Below are 23,958 nucleotides of genomic sequence, written 5' to 3' on the forward strand. Positions count from 1 at the left end.
ATTGCCGTATGAATTGAATTTACGATTATCGCACTACAAGGCTTGCATCATCAAAAAAACCATGATCAGCTGATCATGGTTTTCTTATTAACTTAAGCGATCCATCATTCTTCTTCTTGTAATGAATAACAATAACCCAACAAGCACGGCTGCGGCTGCAACATAGTATGGTGCTCCAATGGAGATATGCTCCGATACTTTCCCGGCAAGCCACGGTGAGATAGAACCGCCCGTGAAACGCAGGAAACTGTATGCCGCAGAAGCTGTAGAACGTTCTGCTGGTGATACTTCCATCACAGCTGTTGTCATGACCGTGTTATTAATACCGAGCAGCAGTCCCATCAACGCTATCATTACGATAAGGAACCAAGGCGTATGAGAGCCAATCCCCATGAGAGACAACGTAACGATAATACCGACCATCACCCAGCTGAGTGACTTTTTTGTACCTAGCTTTGATTCAAACGAAGGAGCGATGAAAATAGAGCCAATCGCAAGCATCACACCCCAGATAAAGAAGACAAATCCAATACCAAATTCTCCGAGATGCAAGACAAATGGCGAATACGTCAACAAGGTGAAAAATCCAAAGTTATAAAATAGGGCTGTCAATCCGATCGTTAAGAGCCCTGGGTGCCGCAGTGACTGAAATGGTGCTGAAAGCGGGCTTTTTCTTGCTGGTTTTGGTACATCCGTCAGTAATATCCACACAGCCAGCAATCCAATCAGCATTAATACAGCCACTCCGAAGAAAGGTCCACGCCAGTGAATCGACCCAAGCAGACCGCCCAACAGCGGACCAACTGACATTCCTAAGCCTAAAGCTGCTTCATACAGCATGATGGCAGCTGCTGAACCGCCGCTGGAAACACTGACTATAACAGCTAGTGCTGTAGATATAAACAAGGCATTTCCCAGCCCCCAGCCAGCTCGAAGTCCAACAAGCGCATCAATATTGCTCGCCAGCCCGCCTAGAGTGGAGAATAGAATAATGATAACTAAACCAATCAGCAGCGTCATTTTCGGACCAATTCGGCTGGATAACCAGCCTGTAATAAGCATCATAATACCTGTGACGAGCAGGTAACTAGTAAATAAGAGTTCTACTTGGCTAGGTGTTGCATCCATTTGCGCTGCAATAGACGGTAAAATCGGGTCAACCAGACCAATCCCCATAAATGCAACAACACAAGCAAAAGCAACCGCCCACGCTGCTTTCGGTTGCTGAAAGATTCTTTTTATTCGATTTGCATCTTCTTTTAATTCTTGTTCTGCATTTTCAATTTCGTGTCCATCGGGTATCGTTTCTTTACGAATGTCCGACATACACTCATCTCCTTTCAATTAGTCAGCAAGCATCTTTCTGCTCAGCCGGATGAATTCGTTTTTCTCTTCTTCTGTCAGTTTATCTAGGAAGGAACCGAGCGCTTTGTCACGCGCGCCTGAAAAACTCTCATAAAAATCAGAGCCCTTTTGTGTGATCGCCAGCATGACTACTCTGCGGTCTTTCTCAGAGTGAATTCGCTCCAGGTAACCGTCCTTCATCATTCGGTTCCCTAAATTTGTCGCACCGCTAAAGCTGATTCCAACTTCTTCAGCTAAGTCTGACATGCGCATCGGACCATTATTTTTTAATAGCCTCAGCAAGACAAGCTGCGGCCCGGAAATTTGAAAATCCCATTCTTTACGCAATGCTTTATTCACATTACGTACCAATTCAATAAAATCAACAATATCTCTGCTTTCCATTGACAAACCCCCAAGAATGCTTTGTACTCTAGTATTAGTATAACTCAATATTTCATACATGTGAAATAGATCAATTAAAAAAAGTTTCGGCTGTTTCTTACAGCCGAAACTTCTGGTTACCCTTTTCTTTTTAGTGTTTTATCTGTCTGTTCATTTACCGCTTGCCGAATGTGATATAATTCAGCATACATTGCTGCCGCAAAGACAGCAATAATACTAAGTAAGACACTGACTATCATAGCCAGAAAGTCCAAATCAAATCCCAGCATGGCTACCATTCCAATGATAAAACCTATTACTAATCCAATTCCGGTGAATTGAAGTAACTTACCAAATGTTACGGAATACATCTAACTCACACCCTTCCATCTGCGTGTTCTCCTAGTTACTCTTTACCCCATATACAATCGGACTATGCTTCCTGCTGATGCTTTAGTATAATTAGCCAAAAACACTTGGGGGAATTGACATGCAATATCGTATCGCTGCCATTGAGGATCTTCCTGACATTGTCTCCATTTATAACTCCACTATTGCAGGCCGCATGGTCACAGCAGACTTGGAAGAAATATCTGTAGAAAGCAGATTGGATTGGTTTCATCATCACAATGAAAAGCGACCGCTTTGGGTGGTAGAAGAGGACAATCATATACTTGGCTGGATCAGTTTAGAACCTTTTTACGGCCGTGCTGCTTACGATAAAACAGTAGAAGTCAGCATTTATCTGCATGAAGACACGAGGGGAAAAGGACTGGGCAAAGATATGCTGCAATTTGTCTTAAATCAAGCAGAAATTCTTGATTTCAAGACTGTGTTAGGTTTCGTTTTTGGTCATAACCAACCAAGCATCAAGCTTTTCGAAAGGTTTGGTTTTACACCGTGGGCGAATATGCCAAAGATAGCAGAACTAGATGGTGTTGAGCGGGATTTAATCATTTTAGGCAAGCGCATTCGCGCTTAAATAAACTATCCACATGTGGGTAAATAGCTTTTTGCAATATTCGTCAAATTATTCTGTGCATAAGTTGTCTTATGCACAAATTATGTGAACAAACAGAATTTTTCTGTGTACAAGCCCTTCTTTACCCACAAAAAAATGTGCATAGCCTTGATTCTATGCACATTTTTCACTTTTATTTATTTCGTTCTTCGAGCAAAATCGACAAATCGGAATTTATCTGGACGGTGTTTCGACTCTGTATATTGAAACAATGTTGTATCTTCCAGATAAACAGCACTGCGTACGACTGCGAGCTGTTGATAACCTCCCATGTCCATTACCTCTGCATCTGCAGATCCTGCTTCCTCTACGACAACCTCTTTTCTTGCATAGCTGATCGATAAACCGACATCTTGCTCCAAATAATCATAGATGGAATCACGAGCAATTGCTTCCGTAAGCGCCGGTGCGCATGCAGCTAACAGCAAATCTTTATCGTAGATTACCGCTTCTCCATCCAGCTTGCGCAAACGGTGCAGTTCCCAGACCGGAGTGCCTTTTTCGCATTGCAGCACTTCTTGGATATACCCTTCAGCCAACTTCTGCTTGAGTGCCAGCACTTGTGTTTCCACTGTTTGAGACATCGAACGAGCCAACTCCTTGAAGCTCGTCAATCCGCTCACCGGCAGCGGCAGCTTATTCTGTTCCAGGACTACGGAGCCTTTTCCTTGCAGTTTCTGAATATAGCCATTCTGCGACAGCAGCTGCAATGCTTTTCGTACGGTTTCCCTTGATGTTTCAAATCGTTCGGTCAGCTCATTTTCGGATGGCAGCAGCTGCCCTGCTTCCATTTTCTCTGCTTGTATTTCTCTTGCTATTAGATCGTAGATTGCTTGAAATTTTCTTTGCATCTCATCAGGCCTTTACGATTTACTATAGTAAATGATCGCCTCAAACGGGCGAAGCTGTACCTTACTGTAGTTCGGTGCACTATCTTGATAGTTGGAAAGCAGAATCTCAGCCTCTCCTATTTCTTTTTTTGGATAAGTGAATTCTGTACTTTCTCCAAAGAAATTCGCTATAACAAGTAGTTTTTCACCATTCCATCTCCGTTCGTAACTGAAGATACGTTCATCCTCCATGCATAACGGTTCATAGTCTCCATGCGTTATAATAGCATATTCCTTCCGCAAACGAATCAGTGTTTGATAATGATAGAAAATCGAGTTGTCATCTGCTAATGCCTTCTCTGCATTAATTTCCTTATAGTTCGCCGCCACAGACAGCCACGGCTCTCCTTTAGAAAAACCTGCATGTTGCGCAGCGTTCCATTGCATCGGTGTTCTGGAGTTATCTCTGGAACGTCTTTGGATAATCTGCATAACTGCCCTATCATCCATTCCCGATTCCTTCAATTCTGAATAGGCGTTCTGCGTTTCCACATCATTATAATATTCTATAGAAGAGAACTTAGGATCTGTCATTCCGATCTCTTCTCCTTGGTAAATATAAGGCGTTCCTTGCATCATATGCATGACGGTTGCCAGCATCTTTGCTGACTCGCGATGATACAGGTTATCATCACCAAACCGGCTTACAATACGCGGCTGGTCATGGTTGCACCAAAACAATGCATTCCAGCCGCCAGCTTGATGCATGCCAATTTGCCAATCTGCTAGAATCTGTTTCAATTTAATAAAATCCAGCTTCCCATCTGTCCACTTCTTCCCTTTTTCATAATCCGCTTTTAGATGGTGAAAGTTAAATGTCATATCCAGCTCATTTGCACCTGGCCTCGTGTACTGCTGGCAAGCAGCCAGACTCGTCGAAGACATTTCGCCGACTGTGACAAGATTGTGAGGTGCAAAGACGTTTTGATTCATTTCTTTCATAAATTCGTGAATTCTTGGACCATCTGTATAGTACTCCTTGCCGAACTGACCATCGGGAGCACTTTCGTCATAGGGGAAGCTCTGGACTTTTGAAACAAGATTGATAACATCCAGGCGGAATCCATCCAACCCTTTATCTGCCCAGAAGTTCATCATTTCATATAGTTGATTACGAACTTCATCATTTTCCCAGTTAAGATCTGCTTGTGTTTTGTCGAACAGATGCAAGTAATATTGATCGGTATGTTCCTCAAGAGCCCAAGCGCTGCCGCCGAACTTGGAAACCCAATTGTTCGGTGCGTTTCCATCACTTGAATCTCGCCAAATATAATAATCGCGGTACGGATTATCTTTAGATGTTTTTGCTTGCTGAAACCATTTGTGATCGGTTGAAGTGTGATTTATTACAATGTCCATCATCAGTTTCATATCACGATCATGCAGCCCCTGTACTAAACGTTCAACATCTTCCATCGTGCCATAAGCAGGTTCGATGTCGTAATAATCGCTTATATCGTAGCCGTTATCACGCTGCGGCGAACGGTAAATCGGTGTCAGCCAAAGCATATCAACGCCAAGTTCTTTTAAATAATCCAGCTTCTCGATGACACCTTGCAAGTCTCCCATTCCAGAAGCTGTTGTATCGTTGAAGCTCTTCGGATAAATTTGATAGACCGTACTTCTTTTCCACCATGGTTCTTGCATGATCCTCTTCTCCCTTCCTTATACATTCTTTTTCTTCTTAGCGAACAAATAAGTTGTAACAAATGGTACGGCAATTACAATGATTATTCCGATAGCAAAAGCTCCCCAGCTGCCTGGCAGAATGGAGAAAATTCCCGGCACACCGCCGATACCGACTGAGCTCGCTTCTACTTTTCTCCAAGCAATAAAGGTTCCTGCTACCGCAGAAGCACCTAAAGCGAGAAAGAATGGGTAACGAAAACGCAGATTCACACCAAATACAGCTGGCTCTGTCACACCCAGCCAGGCACTGATCCAAGAAGTAAGCGATAGACCGCGAAGTTTTTCATCTTTGGTTGCCAGCATGACACCTAATGTAGCTGATCCTTGTGATATATTAGACAACGCTAAGATTGGCCATAAAAATGTTGCACCCGTATTGGCAATCAGCTGCAGATCAAGCGCCAAAAATGTATGGTGCAGGCCAGTAACAACAAGCGCTCCATACAACGCACCGTACAGAAGTCCGCCTACTGGAGCAGCTGTGTCAAACACTGCTACAAAAGCATCGGTAATCGCATTTCCAACGATGAACATAACTGGTCCGATGACGACAAAGCTTAGTATACCTGTGAGCAGAAGGGCGACAGGTGCCACCACTAGTAATTGAAAGCTGTCTGCGACTTTACGTCTTAGGAACACTTCAATTTTCGCTAGCACCCATGATGCAAACAGTACGGGCAGTACTTGGCCTTGGTAGCCGATACGCTGGATCTCCAGTCCGAATAAGTTCCATACCGGTGCATTCCCTTCCAAAGCTGCACTAGCGTAATCTGTCGGACTTAACAGCGACGGGTGAATTAACGCTAAACCGAGCACCATCCCGAGCAGGGGACTGCCTCCAAATTTCTTTACTGCGGACCAGCCGATTAATGCCGGCAAAAAGGCAAATGCCGTATTTGCAATAACGTAAATCATATCTGCTATGCCAGCCCACTGCGGATACACTTGAATGATTGATCCGTCGAAGAAAATGCCCTCGTTATTCAAGATGTTATGAATACCAAGCAAAAGACCTGCTGTCACAATCGCCGGCAATATCGGAATAAATATATCGCCAAGTGTTTTTAACGCCCGCTGCAGCGGATTTCCCTTTCCGCTGACACTTTCTTTGACTTCCTCTTTGGTAGATTCGCCTATTCCCGCCGCTTGAACAAACTCCTTATATACTTTATCAACTGTCCCTTGACCGATAACGACTTGATATTGGTTATTTGCTGAAAATGATCCTTTTACTACATCAATATTCTGAAGTGTTTCTTTATCGACTTTCCCCTCATCATGCAATGCCAATCGCAATCGCGTGACACAATGGGTGGCCGCTTGTATATTCTCTCGTCCACCCAATGCTGCGACGATTTCTTCCGCCCGCTGTCTTAGATCCATCTTTTGCACCTCACCTTTTCTTTGATGATGTAAGCGAATACAGATAAAGCATAACTTGTATATACAAGTTATGCAAGCGCTTTCTATTACTATATACCCCAAGAATCTACGCTGGATTATTAATTTTTAAAGTAGTAAAATGGTAAAGTATTTGTAAACGTTTGTAAGTTGAACTATTTCTCAAAATAGCAGATAAAAGTTGAGGGTAATCATGCATACATATAAACCTTACTATCATTTTTCACGGGAAAACTGGGCAGCTCTTTCCAAAACAGAACGCCTACCCCTGACACAAACAGAACTTGAAGAAATACGAGGAATTAATACGAGAATATCTTTGCCTGAGGTAGAGACTGCTTATATGCCGCTGACCAATCTTATTTCCTACTATTTAGAAGCAGCAGAAACACTGCATGCTAAAGCAGGTGCTTTTCTTGGTACGAATGAAAAGAAAGTACCGTTTATCATTGGTATTGCCGGCAGTGTCGCTGTTGGAAAGAGTACAATAGCAAGGCTTCTGCAATTGATGCTCTCCCGTGCTTTGCCGCATAAGAAAACGGAACTTGTCACAACGGATGGTTTTCTCTACCCTAATGCTGTGTTACAGGAAAAACAGCTGATGCAGCGAAAAGGGTTTCCAGAAAGCTATGATATAAAAGCTTTGATTGAATTCATGGGGCAAGTGAAGGCGGGTACGACCAATATTAAAGGTCCGCAGTATTCCCACCTTACGTACGATGTCTTGTCAGAACAAACCGAACTGGTAACGGACCCGGATATTTTAATTGTAGAAGGGGTAAACGTGCTGCAGGTGAAGAAAGAATACCAATTCTTTGTCAGTGACTTCTTTGATTTCTCCATTTATATTGATGCGGACGAGAAGAACATCGAAAAATGGTACAAAGAGCGATTCCTTATGCTTCGAGCAACTGCATTCCAGAATCCAAAATCCTATTTCCGTCATTATGCAGAGGTGCCGATGGAAGAGGCACTGCAAACAGCAGAAACGATTTGGGAGACAATTAATGCTAAAAATCTGCATGAAAACATCTTGCCGACAAAAGGCCGTTCCGACCTTATTTTAAGAAAAGGAAACAATCACGAAATCGAAGACGTATATTTACGTAAACTCTGATAGTGAAAGGGGTCTTTCCATCATGCCGGATATCTACCATAAAATATCTAGTCAACGGGAGCATATGTCGAAGTCCCAGAAGAAAATTGCCAATTTTATTATAGAACACCCGAATCAGTCACCTTTTCTTAATGTAGAAGGATTAGCAAAATCAGCTGGGGTAAGTGATGCTACAATTGTCCGCTTTGCTTCATTTATGGGGTACCGGGGATTTCCAGAAATGCAGCTGGCGCTTCAGAACGCGATGCAGGAACAACTAAATGCAACCGAACGGTTCAAGCAGCCTTCAGACGATACCGAATCAGAAGATCAAGATTTATATGCCATCTTCCTGCGAGATCAAGCGAACATTCAAGAGACAATGGAAGGTATAGATATGCCAGCCTTCCACGCTGCCGCTGACACGGTTATTTATTCGAAACGAATTTTTATTTTGGCAAATCGCAGCGCTGTCAGTGTAGCTGATTTATTGCATTATCATCTGTCCTTTATTTTTGAAAATGTAGAGATTGTAGAGCCATCTGACCGGGCAATTGACCAAATTTCAACGATAAGAGAAGACGATGTGCTCATTGCTTTAAGCTTTGTTCGCTATTCCAATCACACGCTGCGGCTGTTTCAAATGGCAAAAGATCGCGGAGCGAAGGCAATTGCCTTCACTGATGGCTTATCTTCTCCTTTGCTGTCCGTCGCTGATTATTCATTCATGGCTTCCAGCAAATCGCCTTCACTGACGCATTCGTTGACTGCGCCAATCAGTTTAATTCATGCGTTCATCGCTTTAATTGGAAAAGAAAAGGCTGCTGACGTCAAAAAACGCCTCCGTACAATTGAGGAAGCGTGGCGTGACTTTAATGTATTTTCTAACTTTAACAAGTCCGGAACATAACGAGTGCAGTCATTTCAAAGCTGACGGATAGAACATAGGCTGTTAGAAACACCACTACACTATGCAAGTTTTCAACAAAAAAATCCAAACGATGCTGTTGATTAAAGAACGTCCAGCATGGTTTGGATTTTTATATGCTTGTAACACATTTTATTTATCTTCTTCATAAGCCGCTTCTGCAGCAGGCAGATAGCTGTAAACAGCTTCTACATAATGAATATCACCATAGCAGGCATCAAGTTCTTCTGATTCTGGGCGTATACAGCGATATATTTCCGGATTGTCAACCTGCTCAAATTGTTCTTGAGAGAATTCAATGGCTAAGTCCTTGCTAAATGTTCCACCGTTTGCTTCGACAAAATCAATGAACCCAGGTCCAAAATTATAAGCTTGCACTGCAACGTCTGTCTTCCCATCTGCTGCTTCTAATACATCGACAAAATGAGAAACACCGTAAGCAATGGATTCACTAGCATCCTCAATACAGCCAATCTCTCCGCACTTACTTTCGGAAGCTTGCATCGGATCATTTCCTCTGCCCCCCGACTCTTGCATCATAACGGAAAGAACAAGCGGAGCAAGTGATTCCTGTTCTGCCTTGGCTAATTCTTCATAAATAATATCCCGATATTGTAAAGCACTCTTTGAAAGTGCTCTTCCTGTGTGTTGTTCCTGCCCATCGTCTTCTACCATGACGGATATGACAAACAACAGGAAAAATAAGCCTAAACCAACGATGAGTACCGTACGAAACGCCGACAATAAAGTTTGCGGTTTCCTTTTATGCTTCTTTTTCATCCTTTTCACCCGCCATATGACGTTTTCGCAAAAAGACTGCCCAGCCGACTGAGAGTAGCAAACTTCCGATACAAAGAGCTAGTACCAAATTCCAATAAGGCGGCCGGTAGGTAAACACAATATGATTATCTCCAGGCTGCAGCTTTACACCAAGAAATGCATAATCTGCTTTCTGCAGTTCTTGTTCTTTCCCATTCACTGACACTTGCCAGCCTTTTTCATATGGTACCGGTATCTTCAAATAGCTGCCTTCCTGCTCGTTTGTATACTCTACTGTGACTTGACTATGACCAATAGAAAACGGAATATCCTCTGCTTCTGTGACAGAATTTTCAAGCTTATGATAATCTTCATGCTGCAAGCGCAAGTCCTCCAGATTGTAGCTTCCTTTTGGCAACCGTATGCGGATTGGATCTGCTGCTTCTACTCGAATAGTTAATTCATTCACTTTTGTTCGGTATATAGACTGTCTGGATTTTCTATTTGTTTGAAACTCGTTCACTGCCAAATCAAATAACGGTGCAGATGCATCATTATTTTTCAAATAAAAGCTAAGATAATAGTCGCCTGTTTGCGGTAACTCTTCGTCAAGTCGCAGATCCAAGCCACCTTCTTCTTGTTCTACTTGAAGCTGGTTATTCTGATAAGTTCCTCCCACGGCTTGTATGGAGACATTGTCCATCAAATCTGGCAGTGACTCGGCTTGCGAGGTAGATTCCCCGTCAGCCAGGATAATCCCATCTAGCATAGCTTGTTCTCTTTCAAGCGGCGTATGGTTTGCTAACGCTTCTTCTGTCAGCACATCATCTGTTACTTTCGCAAACGGAAGCAACTTTTCATTCCGATAGACAACATAACGACTGCTTTCTGCATATGGTGCAAAGCCATATGGTGCGTCAATCGGTTCCTGTTTATCGTACATGATATATTTTCCATTAAGCAAGCTGTACAGGTTGGCTCGGTTGCCAAATCCAGAGATGCGACTGACACTTTCCCGTTTCATATCAATATTCAAATCGTAATAATAGAAAAACAGCAGATTCTTATTCAGAATGCTTGAATAGATACTTACGCCAGGAAATCCTTGCACAAGATTTGTGTTGTTTCGATTATCTGTTTTCCATTCCAGTCTTGTAAAACGATCATCTGCGTTCAACACTTCGTGAATCAATTCCTGCTGCTCTTTACTGGCATATTGATCACTCGTCAAAAATTCCAAAGCAGATGTCTCTACATTACCAGCTTTCGTAAGCTGCGCTTCTTGATGTGCATTGATTAGCGGTATATAGGTTGCAAAGACTACGAGCATACATAGCCCTAATATTACTGACTTTCGTTTCCATGCATACAATAGAAAAGCTAGCAACACGAATGCCACACCAGTCCAAACTTGTTTTGCCCAATCATCTGCCCATTCTAAAGTCAGGTCATGACGCAAATAAAGACTGTACAATAAGATAACAAGACCTATCGAAAACAATAGATGCCACTTTCTCACTTTAGATAGTAATGTAGTTCCCACAGCAATCGTTCCCGCGATGACAAACATGGATATATATTCAAAACGGTATTGCGGTGCAGAAAAGCCATTAAAAATACTTGCAATCCGAGGACTGCCTTGGAAGAAAATGAACAGGATGCTCAATAGTGCAAATAAACGAAACAACTTGTTTTTATAAAATCCAATCGTACAAACTAGCAAAACAAACAGAACAGGTACAAATAGCGTTCGGCTTGTGAACAAAATATTGTCTTCATTTTCATAGAAAGGAATAACATCTTCGAAGGCCGGCCGATAATTGTTCAAGAAAGCATATACTGCCGGCACGAATGAAATAGCACCAATTCCAAATCCGAGCATGACTGCAGGCACAAAGTAGAGTAATTGTGTCCTAATTGGCACTTCATTATCGGAAAGCTTGATAATCCATCTGGAAATTACATAAATTCCAATAAACAAAAAGCTTATGTAAGAGAAATAAAAATTATCAAAAACAGACAGTGCTACTGCAGCGATCATCCAATACGGCTTGCGCTCACGGATGATTTTCTCTGCGCCTAATATAAGCAGCGGCAGCCAAAGAAACGCATTGGCGAAAAACTCCCAATACACAACATGCCGAAAATAAATTGCGCTTCCGGCATAAAAACAAGCCCCTATGAATGCAGGCACAATCGGGATACGCAAGTAGCGAAATACACCGACTGTAAGCAGCAATGCTGCAGCAAGCCGGATAATGCTTACCGGTAAAATTGCCTTTGCCCATGTCATAACATCCGGGCTGCCAATAAAACCGACTAATTCTAAGCCTTTGAATGACAGAAAGGTTAGCAGGTACACGATACTCGTTGAGAAATAGTAAGCGAGCTGACTATAAATACCGCCGCCAAGCCCGAACGAAAAGGAATAAAAGAAATTCCCCTGTGTGTATTGCTCATATAAATGCTGCTTGAATGGCAGCATCTGCGCCATTCCGTCGTTAGGTCCAAGCATAAAACGACCATCGAAGTATTCGCTGATAAAGTGCATATGTACAGCAATTGAAAAAACCAGCGCTGCCAAGATAAGCAGCACAACTTTGCCTCTACGCTTCATGTGTCACATCCTCACGTCCATTCTTCATAATTTTACTTGTGATAACAAACGTGATGGGCACTGTAATGAAGACAGCTGCAATTGGTGCCACCGTGCCGCTCCAGCCTAGAACTTCAATGAATAAAGACACAAGAACAGAGGAGACCGCTATATTGACTGCCTGTGTTAAAGGAAACTGGAAAAACTTGCGCCAAGTCGGTCTTACCCCATATGTGAAATAACTATTTAAGAAAAACGAGAAAATCATACTTAAGATTACGCCAATCCAATGAGACAGAAGATAAAACACGTCTGCAACTTGATAGAAAAGCAAGTAAATAAGGTAATAACAAATCGTATTAAGTACCCCAACAATTACAAATCTGGTGAATTCAAGCTTCCATATTTTTTTCATAATGTTTCTTTTCCTCAATATTTGTATCTTTAATTAGATAGTGCGGTCTGCGTTTTGTTTCATTGTAGATACGGCCGATGTATTCCCCGATTACACCTAAACTCACAAGCTGAACGCCTCCGAGGAAGAGAATAGCCGTAATCAATGTAAAATAACCAGGTGTGATAACTCCTCGCACGAGTACTTCAACAAATGTGTACAAAATATAAGCGATAGAAAGGAACAATACCATAAATCCCGCATACAAGCACATACGCAGCGGTTTCGTATTAAACGACACAACACCGTCAATTCCATAATTAATTAATTTTCCAAGCGACCATTTGGACTCGCCATTTTGACGGATCACGTTATTGTAATATACCGTTTTCTGTTCGAATCCAATCCAGGAAAATAGCCCTTTCGAAAAACGATTGCCTTCACTTAAAATCAGCAGTGCATCAATCGCCCTTCTGCTGAGCAAGCGAAAGTCACCAACTCCGTTTTGTATTCGAACATCAATGAACTTGTTCATAACCTGATAATACATAGTCGAAAGCAATTTGCGCGGAAAGCTTTCTCCCTTCCTGTTCCGCCGGGCAATTACTTGGTCATACCCTTCTTCGAAACCCGCCAGCAAGTCATGCAGCAGGGCAACGGGATGCTGTAAGTCGGCATCAATAACAACTGCACAATCGCCCTTCGCATGCTGAAAGCCCGCCAATATAGCTGCTTCTTTTCCAAAGTTTCTCGTGAATGATAGATAATGCACATTATAATGCTGATCCGCCAATTCCTTCAGCTCCAGCAGCGTCGTATCTGAGCTCCCATCATCTATATAGATCACCTCATAATCATAAGAAGAATATTGTAATTCCTTTGTAAGTTCTTCATAAAAAAGCTCTACATTATCAGCTTCATTATACGAAGGCACAATTACAGATAGTAATTTTGCAGCCATTCTTTTCCCTCCATTAAGTAAAACCTTCTATATATGTATTGTTAAAATTGTGGGCGGGTTGCTATCTTATTATACTTCACTACCCCAATTTCGTCAGTTTACATCCTGCCAGATAGAGGGAACAGTTAATAAAAAGGAAAAAAGGAGCAGACCACATGCAAAAATTAGTAGCAATAGACCTAGATGGAACATTTCTTAATGAAAACTATACAATATCGTCGCTTCATGCAGATACTGTCAAAAAGGCCCAGAAAAAAGGGGCACAAATTGTAATTGCAACAGGAAGAGCCCAATTCGATGTGCAGCGCCTTTTCCATGATCAAGACCTGTCTGCTTGGGTTATCGGTGCCAATGGTGCAACTACGTATGATCCAGACGGCACCCTAACACTTCCCCTGCCACTTAAGACGGTTTATGCAAAAGAAATTGTCCGCTGGTTGGCGGAAGAAAATTACTACTTTGAAATAGTAACAGATAAGGAGATATTCATTACGTCCAATGCGAAGCAGCTACTCGAAGATGAAATGGATATCGTCCAACAGGCAGACAAAGAAGAAATGAAAAAAGCAAAAGAGCGGCAGCTAGGACAAGCAAATATGAAGGAAATTGATGACTATATGCGTGTCTTCCAAGCAGAGAAAGATATTTACAAAGTAACCATTGTTAGTTTTGATGAAGAAAGAAGACGTGTAGCAGCGGACACATTAGGTAAGAATGATTTAAATCTCTACTCTTCCGCTGACTTTAATATGGAGATTGTGGATGGCCAAGCATCTAAAGGGCATGCGTTGAAGAAACTCGCGAATAAATTAGACATAAAAAAAGATGACATTATTGCCATTGGAGACAGTATGAATGACTTGCCGATGCTGGAGGCCGCAGGCACCAAGGTTGCCATGGGCAACGCAACAGATGAAGTGAAAGAAGCATGTGACTACACGACAGATACAAACGAAGAAAATGGTGTTGCAACCATGCTTGAGCGTGAAATACTGAAAAGGAAAGACTGATCTAGAGCCACTGAAAACATAATAGCTGTTCAGGAAAAAGATATATTCACATAAAAAGCAGAAGGTCACCTGATATACAGAGATGCCTTCTGCTTTTTAAGCGCAAATATTTTTCAGCGGCATTGCTTACCCGCCTCTATTCTTTTGATATTCAATTGTACTATATACTTGTGCACTTGCAGACGGATCTAAGTATAGTTTTGCACTATTAACTGCGGTGATCGTTTCTGCAAACCCTGTCGCAATAAGCATATTTTTTTTCGGATAATGCACAGCGTCTCCCGCCGCATATATCCCCGGTATATTTGTCGCCATTTCATAATCAACAATAACTTTGTGCTTATCCGTCTCAATTCCCCAATTAGCAAACGGTGTTTGCGTGAGATTTACATTCTCATAATATAGTAGAGCATCCGTTTCCAACATCGTTTCCATTCCATCTTTTTCAACTAACAGCGTGTGCAATCCCTGGTTATTCCCCAACAGCTTCGTCACTTTATGGTTGTATTTGACCTTAATCGACGTCTCCGCTAATGCTTCAATGACTTGCGGCGGCGTATAGAGAAAATAATCACGGTGATTAAGCAGCGTTACTTCTTTTGCTGTCTTCTCCAATGCCATCGCCCAGTCAATTCCTGTACGGTTGGCTGCATAAACAACAACACACTGATTCAGGAAGTTTTCAGGCGACTTCAAATAGTAATGAAGGTTTTTCTCTTCATACAGGGAAGCTTCTTCAAGCGGAAGTGGTTTCATTTGGTAGGTTCCCATTCCGCAAGTGAGGATGACTGTCCTTGTCATGTATAGCGCACCTTGCGTTGTCACCAATTCAAATATACCATCACTTCGCTTTCTGACATGTTCAACGAATTCGCCTGTTATGGTTTCTGGTTCTGCTTTTCTGCTTTGTTCCAGCAGCTGGGCGACCATCTTCTCCCCTGTGGCAGCAGGATAAGCACCGACATCATAAATGTGCTTCTCTGGATAAAACTGCGCTACTTTTCCGCCAAATCCTGCCGTCGCTTCGATTAGTAAAGTTGTCATCTTGCGCAATCTTGTATAAAAAGATGCATACAATCCTGTCGTTCCGCCCCCAACAATGATGACGTCGTATATGAAATCATTCCGCACTTCCTATTCCTCCTTTTTACAAAGACGTTAATTTACTATAATTACACCATTTCTTGGTTTGCTTTTTCTTCGCTTGGGTATACAATATACCCAAGACTATAGAACTACTCAACAACTTGGAGGAACTTTATGCAAGAAATCACTGGGACTTATAACGTCACTTTTGTCATCGTATCCGTTATTATTGCTATGCTTTCATCCTATATCGCTTTAGATATGTGTTCCAGAATAAACAGGACCACTGGCTGGCGAAAATTATATTGGTTCCTATCTAGCTCGATATTGATGGCGCTCGGCATCTGGTCCGTGCACTTTCTTTCCATACTGGCTTATAAATTGCCGACAGAAGTTACATATGATCCAGGAATGGTTACCTTGTCCGTATTTTTTGCGTTTCTGGGTACCTCAATCGCCTTTTACCTTTCCTCTATCAGACTTACCGTATTCGGACTTATTTTGGGCAGTATCTGTATGGGAGCTGCAATTTCAAGTATGCATTGCATAGGCATGATGGGCGTGCGTCTGGATGGCATGATGCACCATGACGGCTTATATTTCTACTTATCTATAGTCATTGCCGTTATAGCATCATGTGTCGCTTTTCTGCTTTTCCACTATTTCCAGCGCAATAACGGGAAGATACAGCATCTATTTAAATTAGCAAGTGCTCTTACAATGGGTGTTGCTATTTGTGGGATGCACTATACAGTAATGAAGGCCGCTGTTGTCTATGTAAACAGCCGCTCCGTTCTGCCTGAACCTATCTCCACACCAAACAATGTAAATCTAGCTATCAGTGTAATGCTTGTCATTCTGCTCACACAAGTCTTAGCTTTTGTCTCCACCACTACAGATCAGAAACTAGCTAAGCAAGCAGAACAATTACACTATATCGCAAATCATGATGAATTGACGAAGATACCGAACCGGCGATATTTTGAACAAGAGCTTCGTGACTACTTAGAGAATAGAACAGATGAGACAGCCGCGCTGTTTTTTATGGATTTAGACCGATTTAAAGCCGTCAATGACACACTCGGTCATAAGTTCGGCGATAAACTGCTGCAGCTTGTGACATTGCGGCTGTCACGCATGCTTCCAAAACAAAGCGTGCTAGCACGGCTTGGCGGAGATGAATTTACCTTGCTGTATTCGGGAGCCACGCGGGAAAACGCAGCGCAGCTCGCACAAGCAATTATTCAAAGCGTGGAAGAACCGTTTATTATAGAAGGAAGAAAAGTGAACGTAAGCACCAGTGTTGGTGTAGCATTAATCCCTGACAACGGTACGACCAGCAAAGAAGTAATGCGCTTCGCTGATATCGCCATGTACTTAGCAAAAGAAAGCGGCCGATCCAATTATAAATTTTTTGCTAACGAAACGTTACAAAATAAGCAGCCGATTCTGCTGGAATCGGAGTTGTGCAGTGCCATTGCCAATGGAGAAATTCAAGTGTTTTTCCAGCCTAAAATGGCAAGTACAGGGGATTGTTTATATGGGATGGAGGCTTTATGCCGCTGGATTCATCCTGTTCATGGAATTATCCCGCCTGCACAGTTTATCCCGTTGGCAGAGAAAAACGGTGATATTGTAGTTCTTGATAAAAAAATGATTGAGCTAGTATTTGCTGAGATGAACAAAAAAGCATTCCATGGCTTACATGTGGCGGTCAACATTAGTACACAGCAGTTTTATAATAACCATTTTGTAAGTTTTATCCATAAACAAATGCAGGACAATCCGGAAGTTGATGTATCCAAACTAGAGATTGAAATAACAGAGGAAACAGCGATACAAGACGTGGAAGGTGCCGCCCAAACCATTACAGAACTAAAAGAGCTTGGCATCCGCATTGCATTGGATGACTTTGGAAAAGGATTCAATAGCCTGAATTACTTGAAGCAGCTCCCAGTAGACACATTGAAAATTGATCGTGCCTTCATTGCCAATCTGCCGGAAGATTTTCAGGATCAAGCAATTGTCTCTTCTATCGTAACTTTAGCGAAGAAACTTGAACTTGCTATCGTGGCAGAAGGCGTGGAAAGTCAAGAACAGTTGAATTGGGTACAAGATTTGAAATGTGATTATGCTCAAGGCTATATGTTTAGCAAGCCTTTGCAAACAAGTGAATTTCTTACTTATCTCCAAGCTTTTAATAAGGAATATAAGAAAGAAGTGCGCCCTGTATGACAGGGTGCACCTTCTTTTAATATTCAACTTTATCTTCCTTTTCCATCCATGCTCTCATTGGATTCGCTGTACCGCATTCCTTTAGCTGTGTCGTTTGAATTTTTCTCTCTTGGTATGGTTTATTGATTTCTTGATAAATAAAATCATCGTCAAATCCAATTGCAGCGGCATCTTTTTTTGTATATGCAAAGTACAATGCTTTTGGACGCGCCCAATAAATTGCTCCTAAACACATTGGACAAGGCTCGCAGCTCGAGTAAATGACACAATCCCCCAATTCAAAGTGGCCGATACTGCTTGTGGCATTACGTATTGCCTGTATTTCAGCATGCGCTGTCGGGTCATGCAAACTTGTGACCAAGTTGGTTCCTTCTCCAATAATATGATCACCTCGGACAATTACAGCACCAAACGGTCCTCCCTTTCCGCTCTTCACATTTTCTGCAGCAAGTTTGCACGCATAATCTATATAATATTGATGATTCATTCCGTTTCCCCCAATACATCCTTTGTTTTATTATAGAATTATTCTTACTATTTCGCCAGTTTGTAAGGATAGAATCAACAGGAATAGGAACAATATACTTGTTACTTTTCGTAACCTCGTTTATAATTAGGAAATAACAAATAAAGTAAACAGTGCTTTTACAGAGGTGATGATAGATGAAATCTGCAGATTTATGTCCGCGTTTTGAAACAGGAATGGAGCTCCTGAGCAAACGCTGGAATGGCTTTATCATTTTCCGCCTCTTAGAAGGATCACAGCGTTTCTCTGAATTGGAATCTTCCCTGCCAATCAGCGGCCGGCTGCTTTCAGAACGATTGAAAGAGCTGGAAGCAGCAGGTATTACTACAAGAACAGTATATCCGGACACACCTGTCCGTATTGAATATGAACTGACCGAAAAAGGTCGCGCATTGCGCCCTGTGATCACTTCTATAAAAGAATGGGCGGAAAAATGGGTTAATTCGGAAGAACTAGACTCCATGAATCAATAATCAGCTTGAAAACCTGACCTTCTAATAGGACAGGTTTTTTTGTAGCGGACTGATTCTGAATTATACAAATACTTGTAACACAGGCTTTACAACCCCTTGCAGCGGGTATATAGTTGAAGGATATTAAAGGATAGGAGGTGGTGAGGAAATGCAACGCAAAGCTGCTCTTTTGTTTATCGGTCTAGTGCTGTCGGTCATGCTTCAATTAATGCTCGTACACCCATCACATTATTGGAATACAAACGACATTGAGCCCCAGCATGTTGTTAGTCATAAGGCCGACCTGCCGGATGACGACAAACATTGGTTCCCGTTACTAGCACAAACAGCAGTCATGCTTCTTCTCCCGTTACTGCTTGCCGGGCATATGATGCAAGCACGAATGATGCAGACGAAACAGACGCTCAGGCATTTCCTGCTGGCCGTCTTCTATCAATCGAGTTACCGCTGAATAGGCTCCCTTTGCTGCTTAAAGGTTCTTAGCATTCCAAAGGAGGGGACGAAAATGTTTGTGGCAAGAGCGATCATCGTCGTGGCATTTTCTATTAGTGCACTATCTATCTTTGCTTTTCAAGGTGTGGAATTAGTGCATGCCATTTCAGACCTATTAAGCAATAAAAAAGGTTAATCAAAAAGAGCGTATTCTGAGGGGAGTACGCTCTTTTTTTTCTGGTTAATCGACTAGTTTACCTGGATTCATGATGCCGCGCGGGTCCACCGCTCGTTTAATGGTACGCATTAATTCATATGCTGCACCATGTTCCAGCTTTTGGTACTTCTTCTTACCAACACCTACACCATGCTCTCCCGTGCACGTTCCTTCATTCACCAGCGTATAATCTACCACTGCTGCATGCAGCTGTTTTGCAGCCGATACTTCTGCCGGGTTATGAAAGTCCACCATAGCAATAATGTGGAAATTCCCATCTCCCACATGGCCGACGATACCAGCCTCTAAGCCGCTTTCTTCTATGGTTTGTCTTGCATGCAAAATGGCGTCCGATAATTTGGATATCGGAAGGCAAACATCTGTCACAAGCATCTGCTTCGTTGGGGCAGCTTGTATATAATAGTAAGCTAGGTTATGTCGGGCGTCCCATAACCGCTCCTGTGCCGCAGGGTCTGTCTCTGCGAGAAATTCCGCTACCTCAAAGGGTTTCAGCAGCTGCTCCATCCGGTCGATTTGATGCCGAAGATGCTCCGTCTCTCCATTTAATTCAAAAAAGATAGTTGGCTGTTCCTTATACGTTGTATGGGCGAATTGGTTTACATGTGCAACGGATGCGGCATCTACGAATTCAATCCTCGCTAAGTCCAACCCTGCTGTACGAAGTCTAACAACAGCTGTTACCGCTTCTTCAAAATCGTGAAAGACAGCTCGTACAGCTACTGTAGCTTCCGGGATTGGATGCACACGAAGTGTCAGTTCCGTTATGACACCCAGTACACCTTCCGATCCAGCAAACAAGCCAGAAAGATGCAGCCCTGAAGAAGACTTCAATGCTTTTGAGCCAGTATGAATTATCTCTCCATTCGGCAGCACAACTTCCATATCTAAGATATTATCCCGCATTGTACCGTATTTTACTGTGTAGGAGCCGCTGGCATTCGTCCCTGCCATACCCCCAAGCGCCGCTTCAGCACCTGGATCCACACTGAAGAATAAACCATGCTTCTTCAGGGCATCGTTCAATTGAAACTGTGTCAGGCCTGCACCAGCCACTACGTACCCATCTGTCTCTTCGATGGTTTTTAATTGATTCATCAAACCTAAATCTAACGAAATACCTCCATTATAGGGAATTGCATGTCCCTCCAGACTGGATCCTTTACCAAAAGGCGTGACTGGTATTCCATGTTTATTCGCAAACGAAAGAATACCACTGACTTCCTTTGTATTTTCCGGAAAGACAACAACATCGGGATCAGCTGCAGGATGATAAGATGCATCATGATTATGCTGGCTTATGACAGAAGCAGCTGTCGATATCCTTCCTGAGTGAATTACTTTGCTTAATTCCGTCACGATATCCATGAATAACTCCACCTTCCCTCTCTATTTATATAGCTTAACATGAGGTCATACGTTTAAAAAGCCGAACAATCAGAATAATTAAACATAAAATAAAAAGTTAGTTAATGTATACTTTCCTAAGTAAAAAAAACAATAACAAAGTAAAAATACAATTTACTTCACATCTGTAAAATACCTTCATACCGCGGTTTACCATGTAGTGCGAAAGTATGTGAAATAACACACAAACTCAGTAAATGCAATAGTTGTTTTAAATACTTTGTTAAAATTGATTAACAATTGTAAAGTGGTAGAATTGGTTGTGGCAGTTACAAAAGGTAAGTAATCATTCGAAAAGGTGGAATTTTAGATATGAATATATATCGTAATAATGAAGATGGATCGGTATCCACTTCTCTAAGAGGTAAGAACTTAATCTCAAATCCTTTTCTAAATAAAGGTGTCGCTTTTACAAAAGAAGAGCGTGCAGAACTTGGCCTTGATGGCGTTCTGCCAGCGACAGTTCTGACATTAGACGAGCAGGCTAAGCGTGCTTACGAACAGTACAATGCGCAGCCGAATAATTTGTTGAAAAACAACACATTAAATCAGCTTTATAACCGTAACGTAGTCCTTTACTATCGCCTTCTTACTGATCATTTGAGCGAAATGCTTCCGGTTGTTTATACTCCGACTGTTGGACAAGCTATCCAAGAATACAGCCATGAGTATCAACGTCCAGGTGGTGTTTATCTTGATATCAACAACCCAGATAACATCGAACAAGCATATGACAACACGTTGCTTAACACGGATGAAATCGACTTGATTGTTGTAACAGACTCCGAAAGTATCCTTGGAATTGGTGACTGGGGTGTTGGCGGTCTGAATATTGCTATCGGTAAACTAGCTGTTTATACAGCTGCTGCAGGAATTGACCCTAACCGTGTTCTTCCGGTAGTAATCGATGCAGGTACAGATAACGATGAATTACTTAACGACCCACTTTATGTCGGTAATCGTCACAAACGTGTACGCGGTGAGCAGTACGATCAGTTTATCGATGCTTTCATTAGTAAAACTGTAGAGAAATTCCCTAACATTCTATTGCACTGGGAAGACTTCGGTAACCGTAATGCACGTAACATCATTGATAAATACGGCGATAAAATCCTTACATTCAATGACGATATTCAAGGCACTGGTGCCATCACACTAGCAGCTGTTATGAGTGCATCCAAAGTAACTGGTACACCAATCAGCGAACAGCGTGTTGTTGTCTTCGGACCTGGTTCTGCCGGTATCGGTAATGCGGACCAAATCGCAGCCGCTATGGTACTTGATGGTATCTCTAAAGAAGATGCTGCGAATAACTTCTGGGCAATTGACCAGCGCGGTCTATTGACTGACGATATGGATGGTATTGCTGACTTCCAGAAACCATACCTTCGTTCTGCTGATGAAGTAAAAGATTGGAACAAAGAAGATGGTATCATTGGTCTTGCGGAAGTTATCCGTCAAGTTAAGCCAACAATTCTAATTGGTACATCTGGACAAGCTGGCGCGTTCAGTGCTGAAATCATTAAAGAAATGGCAAAACACGTTGAACACCCAGTAATTATGCCGATGTCCAACCCAACACCGCTTGCAGAAGCAATTCCAAAAGACTTGCTTGAGTGGACAGATGGGAAAGCATTGATTGCAACAGGAAGTCCATTCGATCCTGTAGACTACAAAGGCACAACTTACCATATCGGACAAGCAAACAATGCATTTGCGTTCCCTGGTCTTGGACTTGGATCCATTGCAGTAAAAGCAAGCCGTATTACAGATGCTATGTTCGCAGCTGCAGCTAATGCAATTGCAGACATGGTTGTGAGCAACACACATGGCGGTTCCTTGCTTCCTGCAATCGATGAGCTTCAGCCTGTTTCAAATGCTGTAGCAGAAGCAGTTGCGAAAGCAGCAATTGAAGACGGCGTATCTGATGCAAAACCTGAAGAGATTAAAGACCTTCTAGCTCAATCCGTATGGAAACCAGAATATAAATCCATCAAAGGTTAAGCTCTTATCGTAATTTCCTATGGTGCAGGTGACTCCTTCTAAAGGAGGCACCTGTATTAATTTTGACAAATTGAAGCAAATACAACACTGAGGGAGTGGAATTAATATGAGTTTTGGTGAAATTTTCATCATTCTAATCCCGATTTTCTTCGTAATCCTGCTTGGATTTATTGCCGGAAATCGTGGCATATTTAATAAAGAAACATCAAAGGGTATCAACACACTTGTAACAAAAATTGCATTACCAGCACACTTATTCGTCGGTATTACAACAACATCCCGTCAAACAATATTTGATAAAGCGCCGTTCCTTGGAGCATTGCTGATCGGTGTAATTGGATTCTTCATCGTTGTACTTCTTGTGACTAAATGGACTTCTAGATATGATTTCGTACAGTCAACGATGTTCTCCTTGAACTCAACACAGCCAACATTCGCCTTTATGGGTATTCCGGTTATGGGCAGTATCTTTGGCGCTGAAGCCATTGCGATTCCAATCGCTTTGATGGGTATTATTGTTAACGCCGTATTGGATCCAATGTCTACTATCTTTGGTACAGTAGGTACACGTAACAAGAATTCTCAGTCAGATGAAAATAAAGAAAGCATTCTAAAAGTAACAGGTAAGTCTATCCTGCACGGTCTTACTGAACCGCTTGCTTGTGTTCCGATTATCGGTTTGATTCTGGTACTTGTCTTCAACTTCCAGCTTCCAGAATTAGGAGAGAAATCACTTGACCAAATCGGTGATGTTGTCTCTGGTGTTGCGTTGTTTGCAGTTGGTGTAACAATCGGTATCAACAAGATTAAACTTAGTCTATCTGCATTCTCCATTGCGATTCTAAAAGCGATCGTTCAGCCGCTTGCAATGGTTGGTATTGCATATGCACTTGGTTTGACACACAATGATTTCGTACAAGCTGTATTGCTTGTATCATTCCCAGGTTCTGCGGTTGCTACAATGATTGCAATACGCTTCAAGAGCTTGGAAACAGAGGTTGCTTCTGCTTTCGTAATCAGTGCAATCCTGTCTATTGTTACCTTGCCATTCTTAATTACAGCAATCATGTAAAAATAAAAGGAGTAT

At 42.1% G+C, this 23,958-nt stretch carries 23 protein-coding genes; 10 read left to right on the top strand and 13 right to left on the bottom strand.

What is annotated here, in order from left to right; all coding sequences use genetic code 11:
* Window positions 1-87: 87 nt before the first annotated feature.
* From CRO17_RS15010 to CRO17_RS15020, 3 genes are all read right to left on the bottom strand, one after another.
* A complete protein-coding gene (locus CRO17_RS15010) occupies window positions 88-1,326 on the bottom strand; it encodes an MFS transporter (protein ID WP_097043294.1) in 1,239 nt (412 codons plus the stop codon).
* 18 nt (window positions 1,327-1,344) lie between these two features.
* On the bottom strand, window positions 1,345-1,749 hold the full coding sequence (locus CRO17_RS15015; protein WP_179637117.1) for a MarR family winged helix-turn-helix transcriptional regulator: 405 nt from the start codon (window positions 1,747-1,749) through the stop codon (window positions 1,345-1,347).
* A 116-nt stretch (window positions 1,750-1,865) separates the two neighbouring features.
* Window positions 1,866-2,099 carry a hypothetical protein gene (locus CRO17_RS15020; protein ID WP_097043296.1) on the bottom strand — a complete coding sequence of 78 codons (234 nt, stop codon included), beginning with the start codon at window positions 2,097-2,099 and terminating at the stop codon, window positions 1,866-1,868.
* A 119-nt stretch (window positions 2,100-2,218) separates the two neighbouring features.
* On the opposite strand from CRO17_RS15020, the gene CRO17_RS15025 reads away from it, so the two are divergent.
* A complete protein-coding gene (locus tag CRO17_RS15025; RefSeq protein WP_179637119.1) occupies window positions 2,219-2,710 on the top strand; it encodes a GNAT family N-acetyltransferase in 492 nt (163 codons plus the stop codon).
* 176 nt (window positions 2,711-2,886) lie between these two features.
* Here the strand turns inward: CRO17_RS15025 and treR are convergent, their stop codons facing one another.
* Genes treR through treP form a run of 3 tightly spaced genes read right to left on the bottom strand, consistent with a single transcriptional unit; the run spans window position 2,887 to window position 6,711 of the window.
* Window positions 2,887-3,600: a trehalose operon repressor gene (treR, locus tag CRO17_RS15030; RefSeq protein WP_097043298.1), complete on the bottom strand. Its 714-nt coding sequence runs from the start codon at window positions 3,598-3,600 to the stop codon at window positions 2,887-2,889.
* Window positions 3,601-3,612: 12 nt separating this feature from the next.
* Complete coding sequence (gene treC, locus CRO17_RS15035; protein ID WP_097043299.1) at window positions 3,613-5,286, bottom strand: alpha,alpha-phosphotrehalase; 1,674 nt, start codon at window positions 5,284-5,286, stop codon at window positions 3,613-3,615.
* An 18-nt stretch (window positions 5,287-5,304) separates the two neighbouring features.
* Window positions 5,305-6,711 carry a PTS system trehalose-specific EIIBC component gene (treP, locus tag CRO17_RS15040; protein WP_097043300.1) on the bottom strand — a complete coding sequence of 469 codons (1,407 nt, stop codon included), beginning with the start codon at window positions 6,709-6,711 and terminating at the stop codon, window positions 5,305-5,307.
* Window positions 6,712-6,922: 211 nt separating this feature from the next.
* Between treP and coaA the strand changes: the two genes are divergently transcribed.
* Window positions 6,923-7,846 (top strand): type I pantothenate kinase, encoded by a 924-nt coding sequence (gene coaA / locus CRO17_RS15045; protein WP_097043301.1) that lies wholly within the window; start codon window positions 6,923-6,925, stop codon window positions 7,844-7,846.
* Between the two features lie 22 nt (window positions 7,847-7,868).
* Window positions 7,869-8,735: a MurR/RpiR family transcriptional regulator gene (locus CRO17_RS15050; RefSeq protein WP_097043302.1), complete on the top strand. Its 867-nt coding sequence runs from the start codon at window positions 7,869-7,871 to the stop codon at window positions 8,733-8,735.
* Between the two features lie 150 nt (window positions 8,736-8,885).
* On the opposite strand, the gene CRO17_RS15055 is transcribed toward CRO17_RS15050, so the two are convergent.
* Genes CRO17_RS15055 through CRO17_RS15070 form a run of 4 tightly spaced genes read right to left on the bottom strand, consistent with a single transcriptional unit; the run spans window position 8,886 to window position 13,463 of the window.
* Window positions 8,886-9,533 (bottom strand): lysozyme family protein, encoded by a 648-nt coding sequence (locus CRO17_RS15055; RefSeq protein WP_097043303.1) that lies wholly within the window; start codon window positions 9,531-9,533, stop codon window positions 8,886-8,888.
* The gene (locus tag CRO17_RS15060) at window positions 9,517-12,129 is read right to left on the bottom strand and encodes a YfhO family protein (protein ID WP_097043304.1); all 2,613 of its coding nucleotides are present in this window, start codon (window positions 12,127-12,129) and stop codon (window positions 9,517-9,519) included. The genes CRO17_RS15055 and CRO17_RS15060 overlap by 17 nt, the downstream gene beginning before the upstream one ends.
* On the bottom strand, window positions 12,119-12,523 hold the full coding sequence (locus CRO17_RS15065) for a GtrA family protein (RefSeq protein WP_097043305.1): 405 nt from the start codon (window positions 12,521-12,523) through the stop codon (window positions 12,119-12,121). The genes CRO17_RS15060 and CRO17_RS15065 overlap by 11 nt, the downstream gene beginning before the upstream one ends.
* Window positions 12,501-13,463: a glycosyltransferase family 2 protein gene (locus tag CRO17_RS15070; protein WP_097043306.1), complete on the bottom strand. Its 963-nt coding sequence runs from the start codon at window positions 13,461-13,463 to the stop codon at window positions 12,501-12,503. The genes CRO17_RS15065 and CRO17_RS15070 overlap by 23 nt, the downstream gene beginning before the upstream one ends.
* A gap of 155 nt (window positions 13,464-13,618) precedes the next feature.
* On the opposite strand from CRO17_RS15070, the gene CRO17_RS15075 reads away from it, so the two are divergent.
* Entirely contained in the window at window positions 13,619-14,473 is an 855-nt protein-coding gene (locus tag CRO17_RS15075; RefSeq protein ID WP_097043307.1) for a Cof-type HAD-IIB family hydrolase, read from the top strand.
* Window positions 14,474-14,599: 126 nt separating this feature from the next.
* On the opposite strand, the gene CRO17_RS15080 is transcribed toward CRO17_RS15075, so the two are convergent.
* Window positions 14,600-15,604: an NAD(P)/FAD-dependent oxidoreductase gene (locus CRO17_RS15080; protein WP_097043308.1), complete on the bottom strand. Its 1,005-nt coding sequence runs from the start codon at window positions 15,602-15,604 to the stop codon at window positions 14,600-14,602.
* Between the two features lie 129 nt (window positions 15,605-15,733).
* Here CRO17_RS15080 and CRO17_RS15085 point away from each other — a divergent pair, with 129 nt between their 5' ends.
* Entirely contained in the window at window positions 15,734-17,794 is a 2,061-nt protein-coding gene (locus CRO17_RS15085; RefSeq protein WP_097043309.1) for a putative bifunctional diguanylate cyclase/phosphodiesterase, read from the top strand.
* Between the two features lie 16 nt (window positions 17,795-17,810).
* Here CRO17_RS15085 and CRO17_RS15090 read toward each other — a convergent pair whose 3' ends face one another.
* Window positions 17,811-18,281, bottom strand: a complete 471-nt coding sequence (locus CRO17_RS15090) for a nucleoside deaminase (protein ID WP_097043310.1) — start codon at window positions 18,279-18,281, stop codon at window positions 17,811-17,813.
* 176 nt (window positions 18,282-18,457) lie between these two features.
* Here CRO17_RS15090 and CRO17_RS15095 point away from each other — a divergent pair, with 176 nt between their 5' ends.
* From CRO17_RS15095 to CRO17_RS17930, 3 genes are all read left to right on the top strand, one after another.
* On the top strand, window positions 18,458-18,793 hold the full coding sequence (locus CRO17_RS15095; protein WP_097043311.1) for a winged helix-turn-helix transcriptional regulator: 336 nt from the start codon (window positions 18,458-18,460) through the stop codon (window positions 18,791-18,793).
* A 148-nt stretch (window positions 18,794-18,941) separates the two neighbouring features.
* Window positions 18,942-19,244: a hypothetical protein gene (locus CRO17_RS15100; protein WP_097043312.1), complete on the top strand. Its 303-nt coding sequence runs from the start codon at window positions 18,942-18,944 to the stop codon at window positions 19,242-19,244.
* 54 nt (window positions 19,245-19,298) lie between these two features.
* The gene (locus tag CRO17_RS17930; protein ID WP_281253839.1) at window positions 19,299-19,421 is read left to right on the top strand and encodes a hypothetical protein; all 123 of its coding nucleotides are present in this window, start codon (window positions 19,299-19,301) and stop codon (window positions 19,419-19,421) included.
* A gap of 45 nt (window positions 19,422-19,466) precedes the next feature.
* Here the strand turns inward: CRO17_RS17930 and CRO17_RS15105 are convergent, their stop codons facing one another.
* Window positions 19,467-20,828, bottom strand: coding sequence for an FAD-binding oxidoreductase (locus CRO17_RS15105; protein ID WP_097043313.1), 1,362 nt, complete (start codon window positions 20,826-20,828; stop codon window positions 19,467-19,469).
* Window positions 20,829-21,179: 351 nt separating this feature from the next.
* On the opposite strand from CRO17_RS15105, the gene CRO17_RS15110 reads away from it, so the two are divergent.
* Together CRO17_RS15110 and CRO17_RS15115 are read left to right on the top strand one after the other, a co-directional pair.
* The gene (locus CRO17_RS15110) at window positions 21,180-22,871 is read left to right on the top strand and encodes an NAD-dependent malic enzyme (protein ID WP_097043314.1); all 1,692 of its coding nucleotides are present in this window, start codon (window positions 21,180-21,182) and stop codon (window positions 22,869-22,871) included.
* A gap of 106 nt (window positions 22,872-22,977) precedes the next feature.
* Window positions 22,978-23,943: an AEC family transporter gene (locus tag CRO17_RS15115; RefSeq protein ID WP_097043315.1), complete on the top strand. Its 966-nt coding sequence runs from the start codon at window positions 22,978-22,980 to the stop codon at window positions 23,941-23,943.
* Window positions 23,944-23,958: the final 15 nt, after the last annotated feature.

Origin of the sequence: Terribacillus aidingensis, from assembly GCF_900215625.1 — a bacterium.
GTDB lineage: Bacteria > Bacillota > Bacilli > Bacillales > Amphibacillaceae > Terribacillus > Terribacillus aidingensis.

Excerpts from the sequence above, each read along its gene's own strand:
- CRO17_RS15090 (WP_097043310.1), bottom strand. The coding sequence starts at position 18,281 with ATGAATCATCAATATTATATAGATTATGCGTGCAAACTTGCTGCAGAA.
- CRO17_RS15110 (WP_097043314.1), top strand. The coding sequence starts at position 21,180 with ATGAATATATATCGTAATAATGAAGATGGATCGGTATCCACTTCTCTA.
- CRO17_RS15060 (WP_097043304.1), bottom strand. The coding sequence starts at position 12,129 with ATGAAGCGTAGAGGCAAAGTTGTGCTGCTTATCTTGGCAGCGCTGGTT.
- CRO17_RS15075 (WP_097043307.1), top strand. The coding sequence starts at position 13,619 with ATGCAAAAATTAGTAGCAATAGACCTAGATGGAACATTTCTTAATGAA.
- coaA (WP_097043301.1), top strand. The coding sequence starts at position 6,923 with ATGCATACATATAAACCTTACTATCATTTTTCACGGGAAAACTGGGCA.
- CRO17_RS15010 (WP_097043294.1), bottom strand. The coding sequence starts at position 1,326 with ATGTCGGACATTCGTAAAGAAACGATACCCGATGGACACGAAATTGAA.
- treR (WP_097043298.1), bottom strand. The coding sequence starts at position 3,600 with ATGCAAAGAAAATTTCAAGCAATCTACGATCTAATAGCAAGAGAAATA.
- CRO17_RS15055 (WP_097043303.1), bottom strand. The coding sequence starts at position 9,533 with ATGAAAAAGAAGCATAAAAGGAAACCGCAAACTTTATTGTCGGCGTTT.
- CRO17_RS15095 (WP_097043311.1), top strand. The coding sequence starts at position 18,458 with ATGAAATCTGCAGATTTATGTCCGCGTTTTGAAACAGGAATGGAGCTC.
- CRO17_RS17930 (WP_281253839.1), top strand. The coding sequence starts at position 19,299 with ATGTTTGTGGCAAGAGCGATCATCGTCGTGGCATTTTCTATTAGTGCA.
- CRO17_RS15070 (WP_097043306.1), bottom strand. The coding sequence starts at position 13,463 with ATGGCTGCAAAATTACTATCTGTAATTGTGCCTTCGTATAATGAAGCT.
- CRO17_RS15100 (WP_097043312.1), top strand. The coding sequence starts at position 18,942 with ATGCAACGCAAAGCTGCTCTTTTGTTTATCGGTCTAGTGCTGTCGGTC.
- CRO17_RS15065 (WP_097043305.1), bottom strand. The coding sequence starts at position 12,523 with ATGAAAAAAATATGGAAGCTTGAATTCACCAGATTTGTAATTGTTGGG.
- treC (WP_097043299.1), bottom strand. The coding sequence starts at position 5,286 with ATGCAAGAACCATGGTGGAAAAGAAGTACGGTCTATCAAATTTATCCG.
- CRO17_RS15085 (WP_097043309.1), top strand. The coding sequence starts at position 15,734 with ATGCAAGAAATCACTGGGACTTATAACGTCACTTTTGTCATCGTATCC.
- CRO17_RS15025 (WP_179637119.1), top strand. The coding sequence starts at position 2,219 with ATGCAATATCGTATCGCTGCCATTGAGGATCTTCCTGACATTGTCTCC.
- CRO17_RS15015 (WP_179637117.1), bottom strand. The coding sequence starts at position 1,749 with ATGGAAAGCAGAGATATTGTTGATTTTATTGAATTGGTACGTAATGTG.
- treP (WP_097043300.1), bottom strand. The coding sequence starts at position 6,711 with ATGGATCTAAGACAGCGGGCGGAAGAAATCGTCGCAGCATTGGGTGGA.
- CRO17_RS15115 (WP_097043315.1), top strand. The coding sequence starts at position 22,978 with ATGAGTTTTGGTGAAATTTTCATCATTCTAATCCCGATTTTCTTCGTA.
- CRO17_RS15050 (WP_097043302.1), top strand. The coding sequence starts at position 7,869 with ATGCCGGATATCTACCATAAAATATCTAGTCAACGGGAGCATATGTCG.
- CRO17_RS15105 (WP_097043313.1), bottom strand. The coding sequence starts at position 20,828 with ATGGATATCGTGACGGAATTAAGCAAAGTAATTCACTCAGGAAGGATA.
- CRO17_RS15020 (WP_097043296.1), bottom strand. The coding sequence starts at position 2,099 with ATGTATTCCGTAACATTTGGTAAGTTACTTCAATTCACCGGAATTGGA.